This is a genomic window from Sphingomonas sp., from assembly GCF_032114135.1.
Taxonomy (GTDB): Bacteria; Pseudomonadota; Alphaproteobacteria; order Sphingomonadales; family Sphingomonadaceae; genus Sphingomonas.
Window position 1 is genome coordinate 1,318,029 of record NZ_DAMCTA010000001.1, and the last position, 22,939, is coordinate 1,340,967.

The window sequence follows — 22,939 nt, forward strand, 5'->3', positions numbered from 1 at the left end:
GCATTATAGACGTGGCGAGGTTACGATTTCTTATAAACCCAAAATGCCGTGGTTAATCGCCGATGATGCTCTTGGCGACCGCTTCGGCGATCTTGATGCCGTCGATCGCCGCCGAGAGAATGCCGCCGGCATAGCCTGCCCCCTCGCCCGCCGGGAACAGCCGCGGCGTGTTGAGGCTTTGCAGGTCCGCGCCCCGGGTGATCCGCAGCGGCGACGACGTGCGCGTCTCCACCCCGGTCATCACCGCCTCGGGATGGTCGTAGCGGGCTATCTGGCGACCGAACACCGGCAGCGCCTCGCGGAACGCCTCGATCACGAAGTCCGGCAGGCAGGCGGAGAGGTCGGTGGGCGTCACGCCCGGCTTGTAGCTCGGCACCACCTGGCCCAACGCGGTAGACGGACGACCGGCGAGCAGGTCACCGACCAACTGGCCCGGCGCGTTGTAGTTGGAGCCGCCGGCGATATAGGCCGCGTCCTCCCACTTGCGCTGAAGCTCGATGCCGGCAAGCGGACCGCCCGGATAATCGCGCGCGGGGTCGATCGCCACGACGAGCCCGGAATTGGCGTTGAACTCGGCGCGCGAATATTGGCTCATGCCGTTGGTGACGACGCGGCCTTCCTCCGAGGTTGCCGCCACCACCCGACCGCCCGGGCACATGCAGAAGCTGTAGACGGTGCGGCCATTGGCGCAGTGGTGCGACAGCGCATAGGCGGCCGCGCCGAGGTCCGGATGCTTGGCGCAGTTGCCGAAGCGCGCCTGGTCGATCCAGCTCTGGGGATGCTCGATCCGCACGCCGATCGAGAAGGGCTTGGCCTCCAGATGCACACCCATCCGATGCAGCATCTCGAAGGTCGGCCGCGCGCTGTGGCCTACCGCCAGCACGACATGATCGGCCTCGAGAAAGCTGCCGTCGTGCAGGTGCAGCCCGCGCATCTTTCGCTCGGCGTCGAGCTCGATCCCATCAACGCGGGTTTGCCAACGATATTCGCCGCCCAGTTCCTCGATGGAGCGGCGCATGCTCTCCACCATCGAGACGAGGCGGAAGGTGCCGATGTGCGGGTGCGCCTGCCACAGGATGTCGTCGGGCGCGCCCGCCTGGACGAACTCCTCCAGCACCTTGCGGCCGAGGAAGCGCGGGTCCTTGACCCGGCAATAGAGCTTGCCGTCGGAGAAGGTCCCCGCCCCACCCTCGCCGAACTGGACATTCGACTCCGCATTGAGCTCGGACCGGCGCCACAGGCCCCAGGTGTCCTTGGTCCGCTCGCGCACGATCTTGCCGCGATCGACGATGATCGGACGGAATCCCATCTGGGCGAGGATCAGCCCGGCGAACAGTCCGCACGGCCCCGCGCCGATCACCACCGGGCGCAGGCCGTTCCAGCCCTCGGGAGCGCGAACCGGCGGACGGTAGGTCATGTCCGGCGTCGGGCGCACGTCCTTGTCGCCGGCCAGCCGCGCCAGCACTTCCACCTCGTCCGTCAGGTCGACATCGACCGTATAGATTAGCAGGATCGCGTTGCGGCGCCGGGCGTCGTTGCCACGCTTGAACACGGTGAAGCCGCGCACCCCGGCCGGCGCCACGCCCAGCCGCGCCGCGATCGCCGGGGCCAGCGCATCGGCGGGATGGTCAAGGGGCAGGGAAAGTCCGGACAGGCGCAGCATCGAAACGTGGGTTCCAGCAGATGTGGGGGGCGTGATCGTCCCTTAGCGTGGTGGGACGACGCGGCAAACCGGGGATTGCACACCCATGAGTTCCCGCCTTCGCGGGAAGACGTCAGGGCATAGCGCGCGCGAAGCGCCGTCAATCCCGCGCCAGTGAGTCGCGCAGCGCCTGCGCCTCGCGGTTGAGCGCTGCCAGCCGGTCCAGCGTCAGATCGGTCTTCGCCACCACGGCTTCGCCGAGGCATCCGCATTCCTCGCGAATTGCACGGCCCTGATCGGTGAGGAACACCTGCACCCGGCGCTCATCTTCCGGATTGCGACGTCGCTCGACAAGATGGGCCGCCTCCAGCCGCTTCACCAGCGGTGTGATCGTGCTCGATTCAAGCGCCAGCCGATCACCGATCCCACCAACCGTGCGCCCATCCTGCTCCCACAGCGCGTGGAGCACCAGATATTGCGGATAGGTGATCCCCAGCCGGTCGAGGATTGGCTTGTAGGCACGCGTGATCGCCATGCTCGCACTGTAAAGCGAGAAGCAGAGCTGACCGTCGAGCGGAAGCGGGGCTGGCATGGGCAGAAACTCCTCCCCACCAAAACGCAGCGGGATGAAACCTATATCGCGATAAAGATTTCTCTGGACAAGGGGCACAACTCCGCCTACCTTTTGTTTATCGCGATAACTAATATCGCAGAAACGAAGAGGAGCCCTCTGATGTCGGTCGATGTGAAGTACACCACCAAGGCAACTGCAACCGGCGGCCGCGACGGCAGCGCGCGTTCGGAAGACGGCGTGCTCGACGTGAAGCTCTCCACCCCGAAGGAGCTGGGCGGCGCCGGCGGCGAGGGTTCCAATCCCGAGCAGCTGTTCGCGGCAGGCTATTCGGCGTGCTTCATCGGCGCGCTCAAGGCGGTCGGTGCGGGCATGAAGATCAAGGTTCCGGCCGAGACGACGGTCACCGCGACGGTCGGCATCGGCCCGCGTTCGGAAGGCGGCTTCGGCATCACTGCCGATCTGCTGGTCAACCTGCCGGGCCTCGATCGTGAGGAAGCACAGAAGCTGGTCGATGCCGCGCACCAGGTGTGCCCGTATTCGAACGCGACCCGCGGCAACGTGGATGTCGGCCTGACGCTGGCGTGAACGTGCGATGCCCTCTCCCTTCGGGGAGAGGGTCATCCCCCGCCGCACGATACCCCGTCATTCCCGCGAAGGCGGGAATCCATTGGCGCTGATGGCGCGGTTCTACCCGCAACGCCCTGGCAAATGGATTCCCGCCTTCGCGGGAATGACGATCGTTTTAGAAAAGCGGGCCGGACGCGCCTAGACCCGCATGTCCAGCAGCGAACCCATCATCTGGTCGTCGGTCTTGATGACCGAAAGGTTCGCGCGGAACGAGAAAAGCGCCTTGCGCTGCTCGACATCCTCGCTTGCGAAATCGACGTCGGGCGCCTCGATGTTCCCGTCCGCATCGGCATCCTGCGATTCCGGATCGTAGCGCGGCCCCGTGCCCGGCACTGCCGGCACCGGCTTGGCGTTGACGCCGCCCGCCGCGGCCGCCGCCTGGTAGATCGCGATCGGCTGATAGGCGTGGTTGACCGTCTTGCCGATGGCATTGGCTGCCGTCACCGCCTTGGCGGTCTCGCCGGTGGTGTTGGCGTTGGCGACGTTCTGCGCGCCGACGTTGATCCGCGCGACGCTGGCCTGGACCCCGCTCAGGGCAATGTTGGTGGCGATCATGGCGCTGCTCCGATGCGCCAGTGTCGCAGCCAGGTGTAAACGAGCGGTTGCAGAACATGCCTAACCGCCCGCACACGCAAAAAGGGCCGCGCCTGCCGATCGAGCAGTCGCGGCCCTTTTCGTCAGCGCATCACTTGCGGATAAATGCCAGCAGATCCGGGTTCAGCACGTCGGCGTGGGTGGTCAGCATGCCATGCGGGTATCCCTTGTAGACCTTCAGCTCTCCGTTCTTGACCAGCTTGACGCCCAGCATCGCCGAATCCGCGATCGGCACGATCTGGTCGTCGTCGCCGTGCATGAACAGCACCGGCACCTGGATCTTCTTTAGATCCTCGGTCTGGTCGGTTTCCGAGAAGGCCTTGATGCAGTCATACTGCGCCTTGGCGCCGCCGATCATACCCTGGCGCCACCAATTCTGGATGATGCCCTGCGAGACCTTCGCACTCGGACGGTTGAAGCCGTAGAACGGGCCCGACGGCACATCGAGATAGAATTGCGCGCGGTTCGCGGCGAGCGCGGCGCGGAAGCCGTCGAACACCGCGATCGGCAGCCCGCCGGGATTGCTGGCGGTCTTGAGCATGAGCGGCGGGATCGCGCCGACCAGCACCGCCTTGGCGACACGGCCCGGCTTCGAGCGCGCGACATAGGCCGCGACTTCGCCGCCGCCGGTCGAGTGGCCGATATGCACCGCATTCTTCAGGTCCAGCGCCTCGGCCAGTTCCAGCACGTCTGACGCATAGGTCGCCATGTCGTTGCCGGTGTCGGTCTGGGTCGAGCGGCCATGCCCGCGGCGATCATGCGCGATCACGCGGAAGCCCTTCTCGAGGAAGTAGAGCATCTGCGCGTCCCAGTCGTCCGCGCTCAGCGGCCAGCCATGGTGGAACACGATCGGCTGGGCGGTCTTGGGGCCCCAGTCCTTGTAGAAGATCGTCGTGCCGTCCTTGACCGTGATCGTCGCCATGTTCGCTTCGCCGTGATGTGGGTGGCCTTGGGCCATCGCCTGCGCCGCCGGGGCGAGCGCCGCGACGGCACCTACCGCCAACGCGCCTTCCAGCAATTCGCGCCGCGTGACGCCCAGCATAGTCTTGATTCCGTTCATCCCCGCGCTCCTCCGAATCAATGCCCACCCAGCACCGCGCGCGGCGTGCCCGATCGGCTGCTGCCGTTCATCGCAGGATCGGTACAGCGGCGAAACCACACGGTCGTATAGGGCGACCGATCGGCCGAGACAGGGGGCAGGCACGGCCTGATCGGCACGGCGTCGGCTCACCCTTCCAAGAAAGCAGCGAGCTCTTCGGGCGTGCCGTTCGGAAAGGCCGCCTTGAGATAGTCGAGGAACGCCGATACCCGCGCGCTGAGCAGCCGCCGCGACGGGTAGAGCGCCCACAGAGCCACCGTCGCCCCGGCAAGATCACCCCAATGGACGAGCCGGCCGCTGGCAATGTCGCTGCTCACCAGCGAAAGCGGCAGCCGCGCTGCGCCGACGCCCATCCGCACCGCGTCGCGCAGCATCATGTTCGACGACATGGCAAGCACCGGCACCACCGGTATCGCCACCGGCCCGCCCGGCGTCTCCAGCTTCCAGGTATCCGCCGCGCCCAGTGCCCCGCGCACCAGCGCCGGCACCGCCTCGCCCGGCCCCGGCCGCGCCAGCCCGGGGGCCGCGACCACCACCTGCCGGTCGTGGAGAAAGGCGCGGCCGACCAGGGCGACGTCCGGCTGCGGATTGACCCGGATCACTAGGTCATAGGCTTCCTCGATCATGTCGACCGCGCGATCCTCGACGATGATCTCCGGCCGCACCTCGGGATAGGCAAGCGCGAAGCCCGCCGCGATCTTGCCCATCGCCGCCTGCGAGAAAAGCAGCGGCGCGCTGATCCGCAGTCGCCCGCGGGGACGCTCGCCCCCGGCGGCGATCACTGCGGCGGTCTCCTCGAGTTCGGTAAGCAACTGGCCGGTGCGCGTGAATAGCGCCCTGCCTTCCTCGGTTAGCTGGAGGGTGCGGGCACCGCGCTCGAACAGCCGCAGATCGAGCGCCGCCTCCAGCTCGGCCACCCGCCGCGACAGCGTCGCCTTGGGCCGGCCGGTCGCCCGCGCCGCCTTGCCGAAGCCGCCATGCCGGGCGACGAGGTTGAAATCGGCAAGCGCCAGCAGATCCATTGTGTTCCACCTGTGAGACGGCGCGTTCAGATATAACGGCTATTGGATCGCCTGTGGATCACTAATTTCGGGGTCAGCCAAGCACGGCCAGCCAAGGACCCCCGCCATGATCTACTCGACCGCTACCGTTCCCGTGAACCCCGAAGGCGAAACCCCGCTCACCCGCGACCAGGTCTGGAAGGGCCTGGAGGCCAAGGCGCGCGACGCCCGGCTGTTCCTCCCCGCAGGCCTGTGCACCCGCTGCGACGTGACCGAGGACAGCGCCACCCATTTCGTCCGGGAGGCGACGATCGCAGGCGCCGATCTGCGCGAAATCATCACGCTCGAGCCGGGGCACAAGGTCACCTTCTTTCAGGCGACCGGCCCGCGCGAAGGCGCGATCGTCAACGAGCTCTTCGAGGACGCAGACGGCGCACTCCAGCTGCGTTTCTATTGCTATCTCGGCCTGCGCGATCGCGCACCCGGCGGCCCCGAGGAACAGGCCGAGCAGGCCAGCTTCGACAGCGCGCGCGGCTACCAGGCCGCCCTGCTCTCCACGCTCCAGCGCACCCGCGAACTGCTGGCCCAAGGCCGCCTCTGATTCCCCCCCCTCCCTAGGAGACACATCATGACCGACCTCCGGACTCCGCTGAACGCCGGCACGCTGCACCTTCCGCACCGGCTCGCCATGGCACCGATGACCCGCAGCCGCGCCAAGCCCGACGGCACGCCCGGCGATCTCGCCGCGCGCTACTACACGCAGCGCGCCGGCATGGGCCTGCTGATCACCGAAGGCACCCAGCCTTCGGACGACGGCCAGGGCTATCTCGCCACCCCCGGCATTTATACCGACGCGCACGTCGCCGGCTGGCGCACGGTGACCGATGCGGTCCATGTCGACGGTGCCCGGATCTTCGTCCAGCTGATGCATGTGGGCCGCCGCGCGCATCCGGATAATACGCCGCACCATCGCCAGCCGGTCGCCCCCTCGGCGATTGCCCCGGGCGAGGAGATGTTCACCCTGGGCGGCATGCAGCCGGTCCCCGCCCCGCGGGCGCTGTCGACGGACGAGGTGCAGCAGACCGTTGCCGATTTCGCCCATGCCGCCCGGCGCGCGATCGAGGCGGGCGCGGACGGCGTCGAGATCCACGGCGCCAATGGCTATCTGGTCCACCAGTTCCTCGCGCCCGACGCCAACCAGCGCACCGACCGCTATGGCGGATCGATGGAGAATCGCGCGCGCTTCGCGATCGAGGTGGTACGCGCCGTGGCGGAAGCGATTGGTCCCGAGCGGACCGCGATCCGTCTCTCGCCCGGCGTGCCGACCGGCGGCATCGCCGAGGGCAGCGGCAATGACGATCTCTACCGCTATCTCACGGCCGAGTTGGACGCGATGGGCCTTGCCTATCTCCATCTGCTGTTCGTACGCGGCGAGGATCCGCTGCTCGCCGAACTGCGCGGACTGTTTCGTGGGACGCTGGTGCTGAACCGCCCCGGCCGGCAGCGCGACCAGATTGGCGCGGATGTGGCGGCCGGCCTCGCTGATATCGAAGCATTGGGCGTGCTGGCGCTTGCCAACCCCGACCTGATCCAGCGGTTGAAGACCGATGCCCCGCTCAACGCGTTGCGCCCGGCGTTCTTCTACGCAGGCGGCGGGGCGGAGGGCTATACCGACTATCCGACGCTCGACGCGGCCTGAACGTGCGGCGGGTGGCGCACCTGCCACCCGCACTCTCTCCCGCCGACGCCGGCGGCATTGGCGCCGACATGACGATGGATTAAGCTGCCGGCATCGCAAACCGTCCGTTCGACAGAAAGAACCACCCATGTTGCCTGCAGCCAATCTCGTCGACGCCTTCGAGCGCGTGACCGACTATTGGTCGCCCAAGGTGATCGGTCGCGTGAACGACCAGCTGCTCAAGGCCGCTAAGCTGAAGGGGGAACTCGTCTGGCACGCGCACGATGCGGAGGACGAATTGTTCTACGTCGTGAAGGGCTCGCTCCGCATCGAGTTCGATGACGGCGCGACCACGCTGCGCGAGGGCGAGTTCCTGACCGTCCCCAAGGGGGTGCGGCACAATCCGGTCGCGGACGAGGAATGCTGGATCCTGCTGATCGAGCCTGCCTCGACTTTGCATACGGGCGCGGAAATGACCGATCGCACCCGCAGCCTGGAGGAGCAGCTCCGCTAGGCGGAGCGCCGTTTCTTCATCTCTGGGGAAACGATCAATCTCACCGATCAGGCGCCTGGCAGTGCCGGGATTCCGGGGGAAATGGTGGAGCCGAGGGGGATCGAACCCCTGACCTTCGCAATGCCATTGCGACGCTCTCCCAGCTGAGCTACGGCCCCATTCCCCGGGAAGGCGGCCCCTCTATAAGGGCCCCGCGGGGTTGGCAAGCGCCTTTTTCGCGCTTGCCAAATTTTTTCGAACTTACTGCTCGTCGTCGTCCTTGCCGGTCTCGACGCCCAGGTCGTCGTCGCCGCCCAGATCGACGTCGTCGTCCGGCGAGGGCTCCTCGTCGTCCGCGCCGATGTCCAGATCGTCGTCACCCACCAGATCGGAATCTTCCGCTTCCGGCTTGTCGGTATTGGCCTTCACTGCCTCGAACGGCAGCGGCTGCTTCGACTTCAGGATGGGCTCGGGCTCCCAGGCGAAACCGCAATTGATGCAGGTGACCGGCTCGTCCTTGGTCAGATCATAGAAGCGCGTACCGCACTTCGGGCAGCTGCGCTTGGTGCCCCATTCCGGCTTCACCATGTGTTGCCTCTTCGCCTTTCGCTGTGTTCGGAGATTTCGGGATGTGATCCCGGAAAGTGGGGCGCGCCTTGCCATGCTGCAAGCCGCCTGTCAAAGCCGCGCCCATGTCGAACACCGATCCCCGCCCTCTCACCCTCGCCGCCCGCGGCCCGCTGCGCGGCACCGTTACCGTTCCCGGCGACAAGTCGATCAGCCACCGCGCGATCATGTTTTCCGCGCTCGCCGTTGGCGAAAGCCGCATCGAAGGCCTGCTCGAAGGCGAGGACGTGCTCGCCACCGCCGCGGCGATGCGGGCGATGGGCGCGCAGGTCGAACGGGGCAAGGACGGCACGTGGCGGGTCTACGGCGTCGGCGTCGGCGGGCTGCAGCAGCCGGCCCAGGCGCTCGACATGGGCAATAGCGGCACCTCGACCCGCCTGCTGATGGGCTTGGTCGCCAGCCACGGCATTATCGCGACCTTCACCGGCGACGCCTCGCTGTCGGGTCGGCCGATGGGCCGGGTGATCGAGCCGCTGAGCCAGATGGGTGCCGAGATCACCGCCAGCCCCGGCGGCCGCCTGCCGCTGATGCTCCGCGGCATGTGCCCGGCGGTGCCGATCGAATACACTCTGCCCGTCGCCTCGGCGCAGGTGAAATCGGCGGTGCTGCTCGCGGGGCTCAACACGCCGGGCATCACCCGCGTGATCGAACCCGTCCCCACCCGCGACCATAGCGAGCGGATGCTGCGCGGCTTCGGCGCCGAACTCACCGTGGAAGACGGCCCCGACGGCAAGATCATATCGATCACCGGCGAAGCCGAGCTCAAGCCGCAGCACATCGTGGTGCCGGGCGACCCTTCGTCGGCCGGCTTCTGGATGGTTGCCGCGTCGATCGTGCCGGGGTCGGAAATCACCATCGCCAATGTCTGCATGAACCCGACACGCACCGGGCTGATCACCGCGCTGCGCCTGATGGGCGCGGACATCGCCGAGACCAACGCCCGCACCGTCGGCGGCGAGCCGGTCGCCGACCTCGTCGTCCGCCACGCCCCGCTCAAGGCGATCGAGGTCCCCGCCGATCTCGCGCCGAGCATGATCGACGAATATCCGGTGCTGTTCGTGGCGGCCTCGCTGGCCGAGGGCCGCACCGTCGCCCGCGGCGCGCACGAGCTGCGCGTGAAGGAATCGGACCGGATCGCCGCGATGCGCTCAGCGCTGGAAGCCTGCGGCGTGGTCACCGAGGAGTTTGAGGACGGACTCGCCATCCAGGGTTCGGCGGGCGCGCCGCTGGCGGGCGGCGGCACGGTCGCGACCCTGCTCGACCACCGTATCGCGATGAGCATGACGGTCGCCGCGCTTGCCGCCGAGCAGCCGATCGCTATCGACGATGTCGCGCCGGTAGCGACCAGCTACCCCAATTTCTTCGCGACGCTGGACGCGCTGACCGCCGCCTGATGCGACGAGTGCATGGCAAGTCCCTTGACGCGCAGCGTGGGTCTCGCGAGGGAACCGCATGATTATCGCAGTCGACGGCCCGGCAGCTTCGGGCAAGGGCACCATCGCGCGCGCCCTCGCCCGCCAGTACAACTTGCCGCATCTTGATACCGGCCTGCTCTATCGTGCCGTCGCCGCAACGGTACTGCGCGAAGGGCTGGACCCGACCAGGGAAGCCGATGCTGTCGCCGCCTGCGGCTTCGACGACGCGCTGCTCGCCGATCCCTTCCTGCGCACCGACGAAGTGGGGCAGACCGCCTCGATCGTCTCCGCACACCCACTGGTGCGCGCCGCGCTGCTCGCCCGGCAAAAGCGGTTCGCCCAGCAGCCCGGCGGCGCGCTGCTCGACGGCCGCGACATCGGCACGGTGATCGCGCCCGATGCCGAGGTGAAGCTGTTCGTCAAGGCGACCCCGATGATCCGCGCCCAGCGCCGACATCTGGAACTGCGCAAGAACGGCATCAATGTCAGCCTCGACAAGGTGCTGGCGGACATCCGCTCGCGCGACGAGCGCGACTCGAAGCGCAGCGAGGCGCCGCTGGTGCAGGCGTCCGACGCAGTGACCTTGGATACGAGCTTCCTGTCGATCGACGCGGCCGTGCAGCGCGCGATCGAGATTGTCGAGAAGAAGCGGGTGGCGAGCCACTAATTCCTCCCCGCTACGGGGAGGGGGACCGCGCACCGCAGGTGCGTGGTGGAGGGGCCGCCGCAGCATGCGGCGGTGCCCACCCGCTGACGGAGACCCGCGCCTGACGGCGCGGCCCCTCCACCATTGGCTGCGCCAATGGTCCCCCTCCCCGTACCGGGGAGGAGCTGGGAGCTGCCGAAAACCTTGCGTTTCCACCCCATCCGCAGTAAGGCGCGCGCATCCTGCGGGCGGGTGCTCGTGGGGGATGGCGCTGGGAGCCGGTCTTCCATGCGCCCTTTTCGCGTTCCGACGCGTCTCGGCCGTCCCCTGCCTGAACCCGACCGACGGATGTCGCGACCGGCATTCGGCCGCCGCGGCGATTCTGGCCCTCAAGACCGCCGGACCCAACCGGCTGGCCGGAAAAACGAACGTTAGGAACCTCTTTTTTATGGCCACTACGGCATCACCCTCCCGCGACGATTTCGCGGCACTGCTCGACGAAACCTTCGGTCAGGCGGACGGCTTTGAAGGCCGCGTCGTGATCGGCACCGTCACCGGCATCGAGAACGACCTCGCCGTCATCGACGTGGGCCTCAAGTCCGAAGGCCGCGTGCCGCTGCGCGAATTCGCAGCCCCCGGCCAGAAGGCGGACCTCAAGGTCGGCGACGAAGTCGAAGTCTATGTCGATCGCGTCGAGAACGCGAACGGCGAAGCGATGCTCAGCCGCGACCGCGCCCGCCGCGAAGCCGCCTGGGACAAGCTCGAGGCGGAATTCGCCCAGAACACCCGCGTCGAAGGCGTCATCTTCGGCCGCGTCAAGGGCGGCTTCACCGTCGACCTCAACGGCGCCGTGGCCTTCCTGCCGGGCAGCCAGGTCGACATCCGTCCGGTGCGCGACGTCACCCCGCTGATGGACATCGCCCAGCCCTTCCAGATCCTCAAGATGGACCGCAAGCGCGGCAACATCGTCGTGTCGCGTCGCGCGGTGCTCGAGGAAACCCGCGCCGAGCAGCGCTCGGGCCTGATCCAGAGCCTCGCCGAGGGCCAGGTGATCGACGGCGTCGTCAAGAACATCACCGATTACGGTGCGTTCGTTGACCTGGGCGGCATCGACGGCCTGCTGCACGTCACCGACCTGAGCTACAAGCGCGTCAACCACCCGTCGGAAGTCCTGAACATCGGCGACACCGTCCGCGTTCAGATCATCCGCATCAACCGTGACACGCAGCGCATCTCGCTGGGCATGAAGCAGCTCGAGAGCGATCCGTGGGATGGCGCGAGCGCGAAGTACCCGGTCGGCGCCAAGCTGTCGGGCCGCGTGACCAACATCACCGAATATGGTGCGTTCGTCGAGCTGGAAGCCGGCATCGAGGGCCTGGTCCACGTGTCGGAAATGAGCTGGACCAAGAAGAACGTCCATCCGGGCAAGATCGTCTCGACCTCGCAGGAAGTCGAAGTCGTCGTGCTCGAGGTCGATCAGGAAAAGCGCCGCATCTCGCTCGGCCTCAAGCAGGCTCAGCAGAACCCGTGGGAGCGTTTCGCCGAAGAGCATCCGGTCGGTTCGACCGTCGAGGGCGAAGTCAAGAACGCCACCGAGTTCGGCCTGTTCATCGGCCTGGACAACGACGTCGACGGCATGGTCCACATGTCCGACATCGCCTGGGGCATCTCGGGTGAAGACGCGCTGGCGCTGCACCGCAAGGGCGAGACCGTCACCGCGATCGTTCTGGCCGTCGAAGCCGACAAGGAGCGCATCTCGCTCGGCATGAAGCAGCTCGAGCGTGGCGGCGTCGCCGCTGCCGGTTCGACCGGTGGCGCCGATCGTCTGGGCAAGAACTCGGTCGTAACCGTCACCGTCCTTGAAGTCCGCGACGCGGGCCTCGAAGTGCAGGTTGGCGACGATGGCGCGACCGGCTTCATCAAGCGCACCGACCTCGGCCGCGACCGCGACGAGCAGCGTCCGGAGCGTTTCCAGGTCGGCCAGAAGTTCGACGCAATGGTCACCGGCTTCGATCGTTCGAAGAAGCCGACCTTCTCGGTCAAGGCGATGCAGATCGCCGAAGAGAAGCAGGCCGTGCAGCAGTATGGCTCGTCCGACTCGGGCGCGTCGCTGGGCGACATTCTGGGTGAGGCCCTCAAGGCCCGCAGCCAGAACAACTAATCTTTCGACCTGAAGAGGGGCTCGGACGCCGCGAAAGCGGTTTCCGGGCCCTTCTTTTTTGATTTTAGGACAGCGTCAACCACATCTTCTGGTTGCTGCAGATTGGGAAAAAGCGCTAAGGTTTCCTTGGGGATAGCCGTTGCGCGGCCATTGGGGGGCGCGTTTTCGCCAAGGGAGGGGCCCGGATGATCCGGTCTGAGTTGGTTCAATTGCTGGTGCAGGAAAATCCCGGCCTTTCGGTCCGGGAGGTCGAAAAGATCGTCTCGATCTTCTTCGACGAGATTGTCGGCCGGCTGAGTGAAGATGGGCGCGTGGAGCTTCGCGGCTTCGGTGCCTTCTCGACCCGGGCGCGCGATGCCCGCACGGGTCGCAATCCGCGGACCGGCGAGTCCGTGGACGTGGACGCCAAGCGCGTCCCCTATTTCAAGCCAGGCAAAGAGATGCGCATCCGCCTCAACATGTGATCCGCGCTTGACACGCGGCGTGCGGCAGCGTCTTGCCTGCCGCCCACGCGGACGTGGCGGAACCGGTAGACGCCGGAGACTTAAAATCTTCTGCCTTTCGAGGCGTGCGGGTTCGAGTCCCGCCGTCCGCACCAGCATGGCGTCGGATCCACGCTGAAAGGCCCGGGTATCGGCATCACCGCCGACACCCGGGCCTTGCGCATCGGGCCGTTAGAAGCGGATGCGCGCGCCGAGGCGCAACGTGCGCGGCTCGACGACGCGGCTCAACCGCCCTTCCAGCGGGCCGTCGCGATCGACGACAGGCAGGTAGGACTCGTACGCATAGGCGATGTCCTTGTCGCGGCTGTCGAGCAGGTTGAGCAATTCGCCATAGAGCTGCAACCGGCCCAGCGTGCGCGCGGCGCGCAGATTGACCACCGTGCTGCCCTTGTCGCGCACGCTGTTGTCCTCGATCAGCGGATAGGGGCCGAGGTGGCGGACGCGGAGGCTGACCTCCCAGCCGCCGCGTACCACCGCGACGCCTGCGGACGCCGCATTCTCGAACGCGTTGGGGATGCGGTCGCCATTGTCGTAGCGCGAACGGCTGGCCGTATAGTTGCCGTCGATCGCCAGCCACGGCGCTGGCCGCCAGAAGGCGACCAGCTCATAGCCGCGCCGCCGGCTCGCCCCCGTCGGCTCGACCGCATTGGAATCGCCGACGAAACGCAACTCGCTGGCCACCGCCAGCCACCAATAGGTGCCGGTCAGCGTCAGCCCGCCGCGCTGCCAGCGCGCGCCGAGCTCCTTGCCGGTACCGCGGACCAGCACCGGCACCGGCACCGGCGTCTCGACATTGACCGCGCTGCGCACGTCGTTCGAATGGAAGCCCCGGCCCCAGTTGCCGTACAATTCCAGATGCGGCGTGAGCGCATAGGCGATCGATGCCTTGGGCGAGACGATGCCGTCGCTCCCCGCTCCGGTACCCAGCGCCGACGCCTCGGCATCCCGTGCGCGGACGGTGTAGCGATAGCCGTCGCCGCGCAGCCCGCCGATCAAACGCAGCCCGACCAGCGGCGTCCAGCGCGCCTCGCCATAGACCGCGGCCGAGCTTTCCTCGACATGATAGCGGCCGAGCGAGAAAAGCGGGATCCGCCGGTCTGTCCGCGCCACGCCGACATCGCCGATATGGTCGTACCGCGCTTCGCCACCGATCGACAGTGCGAGCGCGGGCGCGACCTGCCAGCGTTTCTCCCCACGCCCGCCGAGAATCCAGCGGGTGTCAAACTGGCGGATCTGCGCGCTGGTGCCGTCCGGATCGGCATAGGTCGGGTTGGACGTCATCGCCCAGTCGTAGAACTGGCCGTAGACATTGCCGTCCCAGCCCTGCTGGCGAAGGGCGACATTGCCGATCAGCCGCGTGGTGCGGCCGCGCGCGCTCGGATCGGGTGAGCAGAACATGTCCGGGCAGGCGGCGGTGCCGATGGCGCGCTCGGGAATCTGCTCGGTGGGACGCCAGGTCGCGTGATAGGCGTGCAGCGTCGCCGCGATGGTGCCGGAACCCAGTGGCGCCGCATATTTGGCGAAGCCCGAGGCATGGCGAAGATGCTCGGGCTCCTGCCACGGCCCGTCATACGCGCGAAGTTGGCCGACCAGGGTGAGCGTACCCGCGCCCACCCCCTTGGCAGAACCGCCGGCCGCGATCCGCCGATAGCCATAGGCGCCACCCTCCACCGAGAGCCAGGGCCGATCGAACCCCGTGATCGACGTCATCGCCGCCGCCCCCGCCAGCGCGAAGTCACCGCCGTCTGCACGGTACGGACCCTTGCGGAAATCCTCGCGGCCGACGATTTCGGGGATCAGGCCATTGAGGTCGAGATAGCCCTGGCCATGGCCATGCGAGCGCAGGTTCATCGGCACGCCGTCGACGGACGTCGTGAAATCGGTGCCATGGTCGAGGTTGAAGCCGCGCAGGAAATACTGGTTCGCCTTGCCGCTGCCCGAATGCTGGGCGGCGATCATGCCCGGTACTGCCTCGAGCAGTTCGGCGACGCGCAGCAGCGGCCGCACCAGCAGGTCGGCGCCGGATACGGTGCCCTCGCTCGCTGCCTGGGCGACGCCGATCTTGGTCTCGCCGCGGCCGAAGACGAGGATGTCCTCGCCCTCCGTTTCCTGTGCAAATGCGGGGGCGGCAAGACCGACCGAAGCCGCGGCCAGGCTGGAAAATAGCAATGTTCTCAATCGACTTCTCCGGGCGTCGAGCGACACGCGGCGGAGTCCTGCCGTTCGCGAACGGCCGGCACGCCTCGAGCGCGGACGCCGGGGAGCGCCACGAGACGAACCGATGCGGCCTCCACCGCTCGTTCGTCGCTCAGACGGAGAACCGTGCCACGGCCATCCCCTGGGCCAGGGCAAGAGCGACCTCTCGCTGGCAGGTCTCCTGGCTCACGGGTCGTCGCTCGATGCGCACCTTCCCAGGCCCAGGGCCCAGTGGCTGCTTCCTTGGCGAAGCCCGCGCATCTCGCTCGCCGCTTACAGTTGCAGGGACAGCCTCGGCTTCGGGCGCACTCGCCCACACCGCGTTCCCTTTTAAGCCCCTCTCAGGGCACCAGCGCGATCATGGTTCGGCTGCGGACGGGGTCCGTCGCCGAATGCACGCCGGGTAGTGGGGGAATGACGGCGTGGCAAGCGCGACCTTGCGCCTACCAGTCCCTGGCGACGGGGCGGCCGTCGCGCCATTCGGCGAGGCGGCGAAGGGTGCCGGCGGTGGCGCCCTCGGGGAGTGCATCGAGACTGAAGGCGCGCGCCTCGACGATCTCCAGCGAGGGATGGAAGGCGAATTCGACATGCTCGACCAGCGCGAGCGTCACCATATCGCGACGGAAATTGGGGCGGTGCTGCAATGTGCCGAGTACCCGCACCGCGCCATGCGATACCATACCGGCTTCCTCACGCAGTTCCCGCAGCACCGCTTCCTCGGCGGTCTCGCGCCGCTCGTGTCCGCCGCCCGGCAGGTGCCAGCCCTGGATATAGCTGTGGCGGACGAGGATCACCTTGCCCGCCGGGGTCAGCGCGATTGCCCGCACTCCGCGCGTCTGCGGCCGGGTGACGAACCAGCCGATCGTCCGCACCGCCAGATAGCCGCGCAGCGCCAGTGCGATCGCCGACGCGACGGCCGGATGCGAACGGGGCCGATTCGATGCCATGTTCGCCTGATAGGCCCGGCAACCGGTCCGCGGAACCCATTGGGGTTGGCAGCACGGGTCCGCTCCCATAGAGCTTGGGTTTCGCCGCCAGGGAGCCGCCGATGCCACGCCTGCGCCTGCCCGTGATCACCCTGCTGCTCGCCGCCACCGCGTGCGGCGGGCCCGCGGGGCAGCGCAAGGACACGACGCCGGTGGTGGTCAGCGCGATCGGCAGCGAGACGCTGTTGGTTGATCCCAGCACCACCGCGATCGACGCAGCGCAGGCGACAGCGCTCGCTGCGACCGCACAGGGGCTCGTCCGCTTCGATCGCACCGGCCAGATCGAACCGGCGCTCGCCGAACGCTGGGCGGTGTTCGACGATGCGCGGAGCTATATCTTCCGCTTGGGCGAGGCGACCTGGCCCGATGGCCAGCCGGTTACCGCAGGCGAGATCGTGCGCGTGCTCCGCCGGGCGGTGGCCGCGAATACCAAGAGCCGGCTGACACCCTATCTCGCGGTGATCGACGAAATCGTCGAAATGACGCCGCAGGTGATCGAGGTGCGGCTGAAGAGCCCGCGCCCCGATCTTCTCAACTTGTTCGCCCAGCCGGAAATGGCGGTGTTCCGCGGACGCAATTTCGCCGGGTCGGGGCCGTTCCGCATCATGCCGGGCAAGCGCGAGGGCCTGCTCCTGCGTCCGGCGGAGGAGCCCGGCGACGATCCAAGGGCAACGCCGATGCCGCAGGAATATGTCCGGCTGCGCGGGGAGCGCGCCGCCGCGGCCATCGCCCGCTTTCGCGCCGGCGCCTCCGATCTGGTGCTCGGCGGATCGCTGGTCGACTGGCCGATCATCGAGGCGGCGGGCATCGCACCCGAAAACGTCCGGCTGGATGCGGCCACCGGGCTGTTCGGGCTGGCCATCCTGCATCGCGACGGTTTTCTTGCCACGCCGCAGAACCGCGCGGCGATCGCCATGGCGATCGATCGCAGCGGGCTCGCCAAAGCGATTGCATCCGATTGGTCCCCGGCCGAGACGATCCTGCCCGCGCAGATGGACTCGGCTGCCCCCCCCGCCCCCGGCAGTTGGATGACCGTCGCCCCCGATCAGCGCCGCGCGCTCGCGAGCCAGCGGGTGCGCGAATGGCAAGCGGTGCATCCCGGGCCGGTGGACATCACGCTTGCGCTGCCCGCGGGCGCAGGCGCGACTTTGCTCTGGGGCCATCTTGCTTCCTCGATGATCGCCATCGGGCTCACGCCGCATCGCGTCGGCCTGGGCGATCCGCGCGCCGATCTTGCGCTCGTCGACGAAGTCGCGCCCTATGACAGCGGGCGCTGGTATCTGGCGAACGCCTGCCGCGCCTGTTCGGACGACACCGCAACGCTGATCGCCGCGGCGCGCGATGCGCCCGATCTCTACAATCGCACTCACCGCATCGCAGAGGCCGATGCCATGCTGGCGAGCGACGTTGCCTTTGTCCCCATTGCCCAGCCACTGCGCTGGTCGATCGTCGCGCTGCGCCTGTCCAACTGGCAGGGGAACGCGCGTGCCTGGCACCCGTTGAACCATCTGCGCAAGCAGTGAGGTCAGGGAATGGCACGGGCAACTAGACTGAATGAGGGTTTCGCACAGCGGCTCCCGATCGGCACCGATGCCGCGGCGGTGCGCCAGCGGATCGAGGCGATGGAGCATCTGCTGGAGGGCATGGTGACCATTCCCGGCACCCGCCGCAAGGTAGGCCTGGACGTGCTGCTCGATTTCGTGCCGGCGGTCGGCCCCAGCATCGCCGCGGCGATGGGCGCCTATCTCGCCTGGGAAGCGCGCAACCTGGGCATGCCCAAGCGCACCATCGCGCGGATGGCGGGCAATATCGGCGTCGACTGGGCCCTGGGGATGATCCCGTTCGTCGGCGCGGTACCCGACTTCTTTTTCCGCTCGAACACCCGCAACGTGCGACTGATCAAGCGCTATCTCGACAAGCACCACCCGGCGAGCATGGTGATCGAGGGGTGAGGTCTGCCTATCCTAGCCCCTCCCCTTCAGGGGAGGGGTTGGGGTGGGGCAGTGTCTCACCGAGACCAACAGGCGGTCTGGAATCCCTCCACCCCCCACCCCTCCTCCCAGGAGGAGGGGCTTAACAGATTAGGCTCACCGCCCCCGCCAGATATTCAGCGTCGCATCGTCCGCGGCGCCGCCCGTCCCCGCCTCGCAGCGCCGGTAGCGGAAGCGCGTGTCGAGGCAGAGCCACAGTTCGTCGAGCCAGCCCTCGCGGGTCGTCGTCACGCGGATCGCGCTCGCGGGGATCGCTCGGTTTTTCGCGGCGAAGGCCTGTTTGAACGCGCCCACCGTCAGCGTCTCCTGCGACAGCGCCGCCATGTCGGGGTAGCGGATCGCCCGATACATCGCCGTCGAGCGCTGGAAATAGGCCTCGGGCGTCGTTTTCATGCAGGTGCCGTGCTTGGCCCATTCGTGCTGGATCAGTTGTTCGGAAGGCGTCGCGCACATCGTTTTGCGAATCAGCGCGGGCGGCAGGATCGGGGTCGCCTTGCAATATTGCGGCCACAGCTTGCCGCGCCCGTCCGGCCACAACCCGTGGAGCGTGAAGCCGAAGCGGTTGTTGCCGCCGCACTGGAACGCCTTGCCCGGCTCCTCGCCATGCGCGCGGCAGAAGCCCGGGGCCCAGGTCAGCGCCAGCGTATAGCTGCCGATCGGCAGGATCCGCTGCGGCTCCTTGGCGCTGGGCAGGTCGGGCAGCGGCCGCTCGATCTTGCCCGGGGCCATGCACATCTGCGCCTGCGCGAGTGCCGCCCCAGGCAGCAATGCCGCGAGGACGCCCAGGCTTCCCAGAACCGCTTTCATCCGAATCTCCCTCACACGCTCGCGAAATCGAGGCCGATATCGGCCGCCGGGGCCGATTGGGTCAGCCGGCCGACGCTGACATAGGTGACACCGCTCTCGGCGATTGCCCGAATCGTGTCGAGCCGCACCCCGCCCGAGGCTTCGGTCGGTACCCGCCCGGCGACCATCGTTACCGCTTCGCCCAGCATCGCCGGGGCCATATTGTCGAGCAGCAGATGCGTCGCGCCGGCACCCAGCGCGGGCTCGATCTGGTCGATGCGATCGACCTCGACGATGATCCGTTCGATGCCCGCGGCCACCGCCCGCGCCACTGCAGCCTCGACCGATCCGGCGACCGCGACATGGTTGTCCTTGATCATCGCCGCGTCCCACAAACCCATGCGATGATTGGTCGCGCCGCCCATCCGGGTCGCGTATTTCTCGAGGACGCGCAGGCCTGGCAGCGTCTTGCGGGTGTCGAGCAGCGTCGCGCCGGTGCCGGCGATCGCGTCGACATAGGTCCGCGTCATCGTTGCGATACCGCTGAGATGCTGGACGGTGTTGAGCGCCGAGCGTTCGGCGGTGAGCATCGCCCGCGCCTTGCCCCGCAATCGCAGGAGCGCGGTGCCCGGCGGCACCTGCGCACCGTCCTCGACCAGCCGCTCCACCGTCACCTCGGGATCCAGCGTGCGAAAGAACGCCTCGGCGATGGGCAGCCCGGCGACGGTGATGGGATCGCGGCTATCCATCACGCCTTCGAAGCGCGCCTCGGCGGGGATCACCGCCGCGGCAGTGATGTCGCCGCCGCTGCCGAGATCCTCGGCCAGAGTAGCGCGGACGAACGAGTCGCCATCGAAATCGGGGAGCAAGAGGGTCATGCCGGGGCTGTAGAATCCCACGCCGCGCGCGTCTATGCGATCTGCAGCGGCGCCGGCCTTCCATCGAGATAGTTGGCGGCGGGATGATCAAAGCGGAAGCCGCCGGCGGCGAGGCGGATCAGGATCTGGCGGACGTGCAGCATGCTCGTTCGGCTCTCCTCGATCCGATCCGGGTCGGTCAGTGCCTTTTCGGTCAGCACCACGCCGCGCGCCCGGCGGACGAGGCACCCGCTTTCGATCATCGCGGCGACGCGGCGGTGCGCGGTCGACGGCGGCAGGCCCAGCGCGCGTGCTATCGATCCGGTGGATACGGGCTGCCACAGTCCGTCGGGCGGTGACGCACTGAACTCGGCATAGGCCAGCGCCAGATCGCGATTCTCGGCGAATGGGCGCGCATTGGCGCAGAGGATCGCATTGGCAAGCACCAGATCGGTCCAGGACTGGAAGCGATGCGCGTGGAACTCGATGCCGGTCAGCAACACGTCGTGCGCGGCAGCGAGCCCGGTATGCCAGTCATAGCAGACATGCGCCCGTGTCTCCGGCAGCGCCACGCCGAAGCTGCGCATGTCGTCGATCATCGCCACCAGGGCATCGTGGTTGCCGCGGAACAGCGCGACGATCTCCGGGCGGGCGTGCACCGCTTCTGGCACCGTCACCCCGGCCGGGCCGCGTTCGCACAGGCCCGCCGCGCACAGCGCATGGATATGCCGCCGCATCGTCTCGAAGGGGCGGCCGAGCGACGCGGCAAGCGCATTGATGCTGATCGCCTTGGCGCCGCGCCCGTCGCCGCGGGCATGGCCGGCGCCATGCGGTGACAGCATCTCGCTTGCCCGCGCCACCACCATGAAGATGATCGCTCGATCCAGATCGCCGTCGAGCGCGCGGACACCGGCCGCGACCATCGTCGTCTCCAGCGCTGCGATCAGCCGCACGATCAGCCGACCGTGTGGCATCGCCATGTGCTTGCGATCGACGACAGGCGCGGATCGGATCATATCCTGCATCGGCAAAATCGGCCCCAGCGGGAAAGATAACACAAGTCCTCATTCGCCCCACCCAGAATGAGTAACCCGAAAATAGCGAATCGTTACTAGCCCAGATCAATGCGCTGGTCGACGTAGCTGAGGTCGCTGTATCGAAATGAAACAGGGAATGCTGCCGGAAAATGGGCTTGGGGCTCGCGTGAAAAATGTCCGGATAGCTGCGACCGCCGCCGCAGCGTCGCTGCGCGATCGGCGGGTGGCGCCGGGTTGGTCGATCGACCATCTTGCAGACCGCATCTGCATCGGTCGCAACCCTCTGATCGCCCTCGAATCCGCCCGGTTCGATCGCGGTGGCGCCCCGGTCTAGGCCATCGGCTTTGCCCGGTCGGCGGCGCTTATGATGCACGTGGCAGAAGCGCCGATCCTCGTCGCGATTCGGAACGGCCAGGTTGAACGCCCGCCCGCCGTCGCGCCGCGCGTCGCGCCGGCTGGGCGCCGACGGATCCCAGTCCATGGACTTGGCAGAAGCGCCGATCCTCGTCACGATTCGGAACGGCCAGGCCGAACGCCCGGCCCGCGGTTGCATCGCGCCTCGCGCCGGCTGGGCGCCGACGATCCCGGTCCATGGACGTGGCAGAAGCGCCGATCCTCGTCACGATTCGGAACGGCCAGGCCGAACGCACGGCCCGCGGTTGCGTCGCGCCTCGCGCCGGCTGGGCGCCGACGATCCCGGTCCTCGGGATGCCGCCACCGCGACTCGACTCGGTGCTCTCCGATGGCCTCGCCTAGCGACAGGATATGGTTGCGATCACCATGGCGTAGCGGGTTTTGGCCCCGTGGCCGGGGCTTGGGAGCGGCGGGGTCGTTCCCCAATCACAGACGAAGGACGACGCCACTGGGCCAGACGCGTTGGCGCGGTGCGGTTGCCCTGCACGGCCCGCCGGCCTCGTCGCACCGCGCACGACCCGTCAGCCCACGCTGGGGAGCCTCTAGACGACGGTCGGCGGGGTCACCTGGGGCCGAAACCATCCCCCCCCGGGCGATCAGGCCAGCACCGGTCCCAGATCGCCCTGCCCTACGGTGCCGCTCGCCAGTTCGAGCATGCGGTCGAGGCTTGTCTTCGCCTGCAGCCGCAGCCCTTCCTCGATCTCGATCCTGGGGCTGAGGTCGCGCAGTGCAAGATAGAGCTTCTCCATCGTGTTGAGCGCCATATAGGGGCAGATGTTGCAGTTGCAGTTGCCGTCGGCACCGGGTGCGCCGATGAAATTCTTCTCCGGCATCGCCTTCTGCATCTGGTGGATGATGTGCGGCTCGGTCGCGACGATCAGCGTGTCGCCCGGCATCGTCTTGGAGAAATCGAGGATGCCCTTGGTCGAGCCGACATAATCGGCATGGTCGAGGATATAGGCCGGGCATTCCGGGTGCGCGGCGATCGGCGCACCGGGATGCTCGGCTTTGAGCTTGAGCAGCTCAGTCTCGCTGAAGGCCTCGTGGACGATGCACACGCCCGGCCACAGCAGCAGTTCGCGGCCGGTCTTGCGCTGGAGATAGCCGCCCAGATTGCGATCGGGGCCGAAGATGATCTTCTGGTCCGCAGGGATCTGCGCGAGGATTTTCTCGGCCGAGGAACTCGTCACGATGATGTCGGAGAGCGCCTTCACCTCGGTGGAGCAGTTGATATAGGTCAGCGCGATGTGATCGGGGTGTGCAGCGCGGAAGGCGGCGAACTGGTCGGGCGGGCAGCTGTCTTCCAGGCTGCAACCGGCGTCCATGTCGGGCAGCACGACGATCTTGTCGGGCGAGAGGATCTTGGCGGTCTCCGCCATGAAGCGCACGCCGCAGAAGGCGATCACGTCGGCGTCGGTTTCCGCTGCCTTGCGGCTGAGGTCCAGGCTGTCCCCGACGAAATCGGCGAGGTCCTGCAGCTCGGGCTTCTGATAATAATGCGCGAGGATCACCGCGTTGCGTTCTTCACGCAGCCGCTCGATCTCGGCGCGGAGATCCAGTCCGCTGAGGCTGCCGCCGATACCGTTGCGCGCGTCCATTCCCAAAACTCCCG

23 protein-coding genes, 2 tRNA genes and 1 riboswitch are annotated in these 22,939 nt (G+C 67.6%); of the genes, 11 read left to right on the forward strand and 14 right to left on the reverse strand.

Features of this window, described 5'->3' with window-relative positions; genetic code table 11:
- Window positions 1–52: 52 nt before the first annotated feature.
- Both RT655_RS06050 and RT655_RS06055 read right to left on the reverse strand, forming a co-directional pair.
- A complete protein-coding gene (locus tag RT655_RS06050) occupies window positions 53–1,663 on the reverse strand; it encodes an NAD(P)/FAD-dependent oxidoreductase (protein WP_313535557.1) in 1,611 nt (536 codons plus the stop codon).
- A gap of 139 nt (window positions 1,664–1,802) precedes the next feature.
- Window positions 1,803–2,234, reverse strand: coding sequence for a MarR family transcriptional regulator (locus RT655_RS06055; RefSeq protein ID WP_313535558.1), 432 nt, complete (start codon window positions 2,232–2,234; stop codon window positions 1,803–1,805).
- A 141-nt stretch (window positions 2,235–2,375) separates the two neighbouring features.
- On the opposite strand from RT655_RS06055, the gene RT655_RS06060 reads away from it, so the two are divergent.
- Window positions 2,376–2,801, forward strand: coding sequence for an organic hydroperoxide resistance protein (locus tag RT655_RS06060; protein ID WP_313535559.1), 426 nt, complete (start codon window positions 2,376–2,378; stop codon window positions 2,799–2,801).
- A gap of 180 nt (window positions 2,802–2,981) precedes the next feature.
- Here the strand turns inward: RT655_RS06060 and RT655_RS06065 are convergent, their stop codons facing one another.
- From RT655_RS06065 to RT655_RS06080, 4 genes are all read right to left on the reverse strand, one after another.
- Complete coding sequence (locus RT655_RS06065) at window positions 2,982–3,398, reverse strand: flagellar biosynthesis protein FlgC (protein ID WP_313535560.1); 417 nt, start codon at window positions 3,396–3,398, stop codon at window positions 2,982–2,984.
- Between the two features lie 130 nt (window positions 3,399–3,528).
- Complete coding sequence (locus tag RT655_RS06070; RefSeq protein ID WP_313536914.1) at window positions 3,529–4,359, reverse strand: alpha/beta hydrolase; 831 nt, start codon at window positions 4,357–4,359, stop codon at window positions 3,529–3,531.
- A 155-nt stretch (window positions 4,360–4,514) separates the two neighbouring features.
- Window positions 4,515–4,655, reverse strand: a complete 141-nt coding sequence (locus tag RT655_RS06075; protein WP_313535561.1) for a hypothetical protein — start codon at window positions 4,653–4,655, stop codon at window positions 4,515–4,517.
- Window positions 4,656–4,664: 9 nt separating this feature from the next.
- Window positions 4,665–5,558 carry a LysR substrate-binding domain-containing protein gene (locus RT655_RS06080; protein WP_313535562.1) on the reverse strand — a complete coding sequence of 298 codons (894 nt, stop codon included), beginning with the start codon at window positions 5,556–5,558 and terminating at the stop codon, window positions 4,665–4,667.
- A 106-nt stretch (window positions 5,559–5,664) separates the two neighbouring features.
- Between RT655_RS06080 and RT655_RS06085 the strand changes: the two genes are divergently transcribed.
- The 3 genes from RT655_RS06085 to RT655_RS06095 all read left to right on the forward strand — a co-directional run bounded on the left by RT655_RS06085 (window position 5,665) and on the right by RT655_RS06095 (window position 7,729).
- Window positions 5,665–6,138, forward strand: coding sequence for an SRPBCC family protein (locus RT655_RS06085; protein WP_313535564.1), 474 nt, complete (start codon window positions 5,665–5,667; stop codon window positions 6,136–6,138).
- Between the two features lie 27 nt (window positions 6,139–6,165).
- Window positions 6,166–7,236 (forward strand): alkene reductase, encoded by a 1,071-nt coding sequence (locus tag RT655_RS06090; protein ID WP_313535565.1) that lies wholly within the window; start codon window positions 6,166–6,168, stop codon window positions 7,234–7,236.
- A 127-nt stretch (window positions 7,237–7,363) separates the two neighbouring features.
- Window positions 7,364–7,729 carry a cupin domain-containing protein gene (locus RT655_RS06095; RefSeq protein WP_313535567.1) on the forward strand — a complete coding sequence of 122 codons (366 nt, stop codon included), beginning with the start codon at window positions 7,364–7,366 and terminating at the stop codon, window positions 7,727–7,729.
- An 82-nt stretch (window positions 7,730–7,811) separates the two neighbouring features.
- On the opposite strand, the gene RT655_RS06100 is transcribed toward RT655_RS06095, so the two are convergent.
- Window positions 7,812–7,887: transfer RNA gene (locus RT655_RS06100), tRNA-Ala, on the reverse strand.
- Window positions 7,888–7,969: 82 nt separating this feature from the next.
- Complete coding sequence (locus RT655_RS06105; RefSeq protein ID WP_313535569.1) at window positions 7,970–8,296, reverse strand: TIGR02300 family protein; 327 nt, start codon at window positions 8,294–8,296, stop codon at window positions 7,970–7,972.
- A gap of 104 nt (window positions 8,297–8,400) precedes the next feature.
- Here RT655_RS06105 and aroA point away from each other — a divergent pair, with 104 nt between their 5' ends.
- The 5 genes from aroA to RT655_RS06130 all read left to right on the forward strand — a co-directional run bounded on the left by aroA (window position 8,401) and on the right by RT655_RS06130 (window position 13,155).
- A complete protein-coding gene (gene aroA, locus RT655_RS06110) occupies window positions 8,401–9,729 on the forward strand; it encodes a 3-phosphoshikimate 1-carboxyvinyltransferase (RefSeq protein ID WP_313535570.1) in 1,329 nt (442 codons plus the stop codon).
- A 58-nt stretch (window positions 9,730–9,787) separates the two neighbouring features.
- Entirely contained in the window at window positions 9,788–10,417 is a 630-nt protein-coding gene (locus RT655_RS06115; protein ID WP_313535571.1) for a d(CMP) kinase, read from the forward strand.
- A gap of 427 nt (window positions 10,418–10,844) precedes the next feature.
- Window positions 10,845–12,557 (forward strand): 30S ribosomal protein S1, encoded by a 1,713-nt coding sequence (gene rpsA, locus RT655_RS06120; RefSeq protein WP_313535572.1) that lies wholly within the window; start codon window positions 10,845–10,847, stop codon window positions 12,555–12,557.
- A 185-nt stretch (window positions 12,558–12,742) separates the two neighbouring features.
- A complete protein-coding gene (locus RT655_RS06125) occupies window positions 12,743–13,021 on the forward strand; it encodes an integration host factor subunit beta (protein WP_313535573.1) in 279 nt (92 codons plus the stop codon).
- Between the two features lie 47 nt (window positions 13,022–13,068).
- A tRNA-Leu gene (locus RT655_RS06130) sits at window positions 13,069–13,155 on the forward strand.
- A 76-nt stretch (window positions 13,156–13,231) separates the two neighbouring features.
- On the opposite strand, the gene RT655_RS06135 is transcribed toward RT655_RS06130, so the two are convergent.
- Both RT655_RS06135 and RT655_RS06140 read right to left on the reverse strand, forming a co-directional pair.
- On the reverse strand, window positions 13,232–15,229 hold the full coding sequence (locus tag RT655_RS06135) for a TonB-dependent receptor (protein ID WP_409530245.1): 1,998 nt from the start codon (window positions 15,227–15,229) through the stop codon (window positions 13,232–13,234).
- A 180-nt stretch (window positions 15,230–15,409) separates the two neighbouring features.
- Window positions 15,410–15,625, reverse strand: a riboswitch (cobalamin riboswitch).
- A gap of 74 nt (window positions 15,626–15,699) precedes the next feature.
- Window positions 15,700–16,203: an NUDIX domain-containing protein gene (locus RT655_RS06140; RefSeq protein ID WP_313535574.1), complete on the reverse strand. Its 504-nt coding sequence runs from the start codon at window positions 16,201–16,203 to the stop codon at window positions 15,700–15,702.
- 101 nt (window positions 16,204–16,304) lie between these two features.
- Between RT655_RS06140 and RT655_RS06145 the strand changes: the two genes are divergently transcribed.
- Window positions 16,305–17,765, forward strand: coding sequence for an ABC transporter substrate-binding protein (locus RT655_RS06145; RefSeq protein WP_313535575.1), 1,461 nt, complete (start codon window positions 16,305–16,307; stop codon window positions 17,763–17,765).
- A 9-nt stretch (window positions 17,766–17,774) separates the two neighbouring features.
- Window positions 17,775–18,194 carry a DUF4112 domain-containing protein gene (locus RT655_RS06150; protein ID WP_121074879.1) on the forward strand — a complete coding sequence of 140 codons (420 nt, stop codon included), beginning with the start codon at window positions 17,775–17,777 and terminating at the stop codon, window positions 18,192–18,194.
- Window positions 18,195–18,329: 135 nt separating this feature from the next.
- Here RT655_RS06150 and RT655_RS06155 read toward each other — a convergent pair whose 3' ends face one another.
- The 4 genes from RT655_RS06155 to nadA all read right to left on the reverse strand — a co-directional run bounded on the left by RT655_RS06155 (window position 18,330) and on the right by nadA (window position 22,925).
- Window positions 18,330–19,040 carry a ribonuclease T2 family protein gene (locus RT655_RS06155; RefSeq protein ID WP_313535577.1) on the reverse strand — a complete coding sequence of 237 codons (711 nt, stop codon included), beginning with the start codon at window positions 19,038–19,040 and terminating at the stop codon, window positions 18,330–18,332.
- Window positions 19,041–19,051: 11 nt separating this feature from the next.
- Entirely contained in the window at window positions 19,052–19,897 is an 846-nt protein-coding gene (nadC, locus tag RT655_RS06160; RefSeq protein ID WP_313535578.1) for a carboxylating nicotinate-nucleotide diphosphorylase, read from the reverse strand.
- A gap of 32 nt (window positions 19,898–19,929) precedes the next feature.
- Window positions 19,930–20,856: a helix-turn-helix domain-containing protein gene (locus RT655_RS06165; RefSeq protein ID WP_313535579.1), complete on the reverse strand. Its 927-nt coding sequence runs from the start codon at window positions 20,854–20,856 to the stop codon at window positions 19,930–19,932.
- Between the two features lie 1,067 nt (window positions 20,857–21,923).
- Entirely contained in the window at window positions 21,924–22,925 is a 1,002-nt protein-coding gene (gene nadA / locus RT655_RS06170) for a quinolinate synthase NadA (RefSeq protein WP_313535580.1), read from the reverse strand.
- Between the last annotated feature and the right edge of the window lie 14 nt (window positions 22,926–22,939).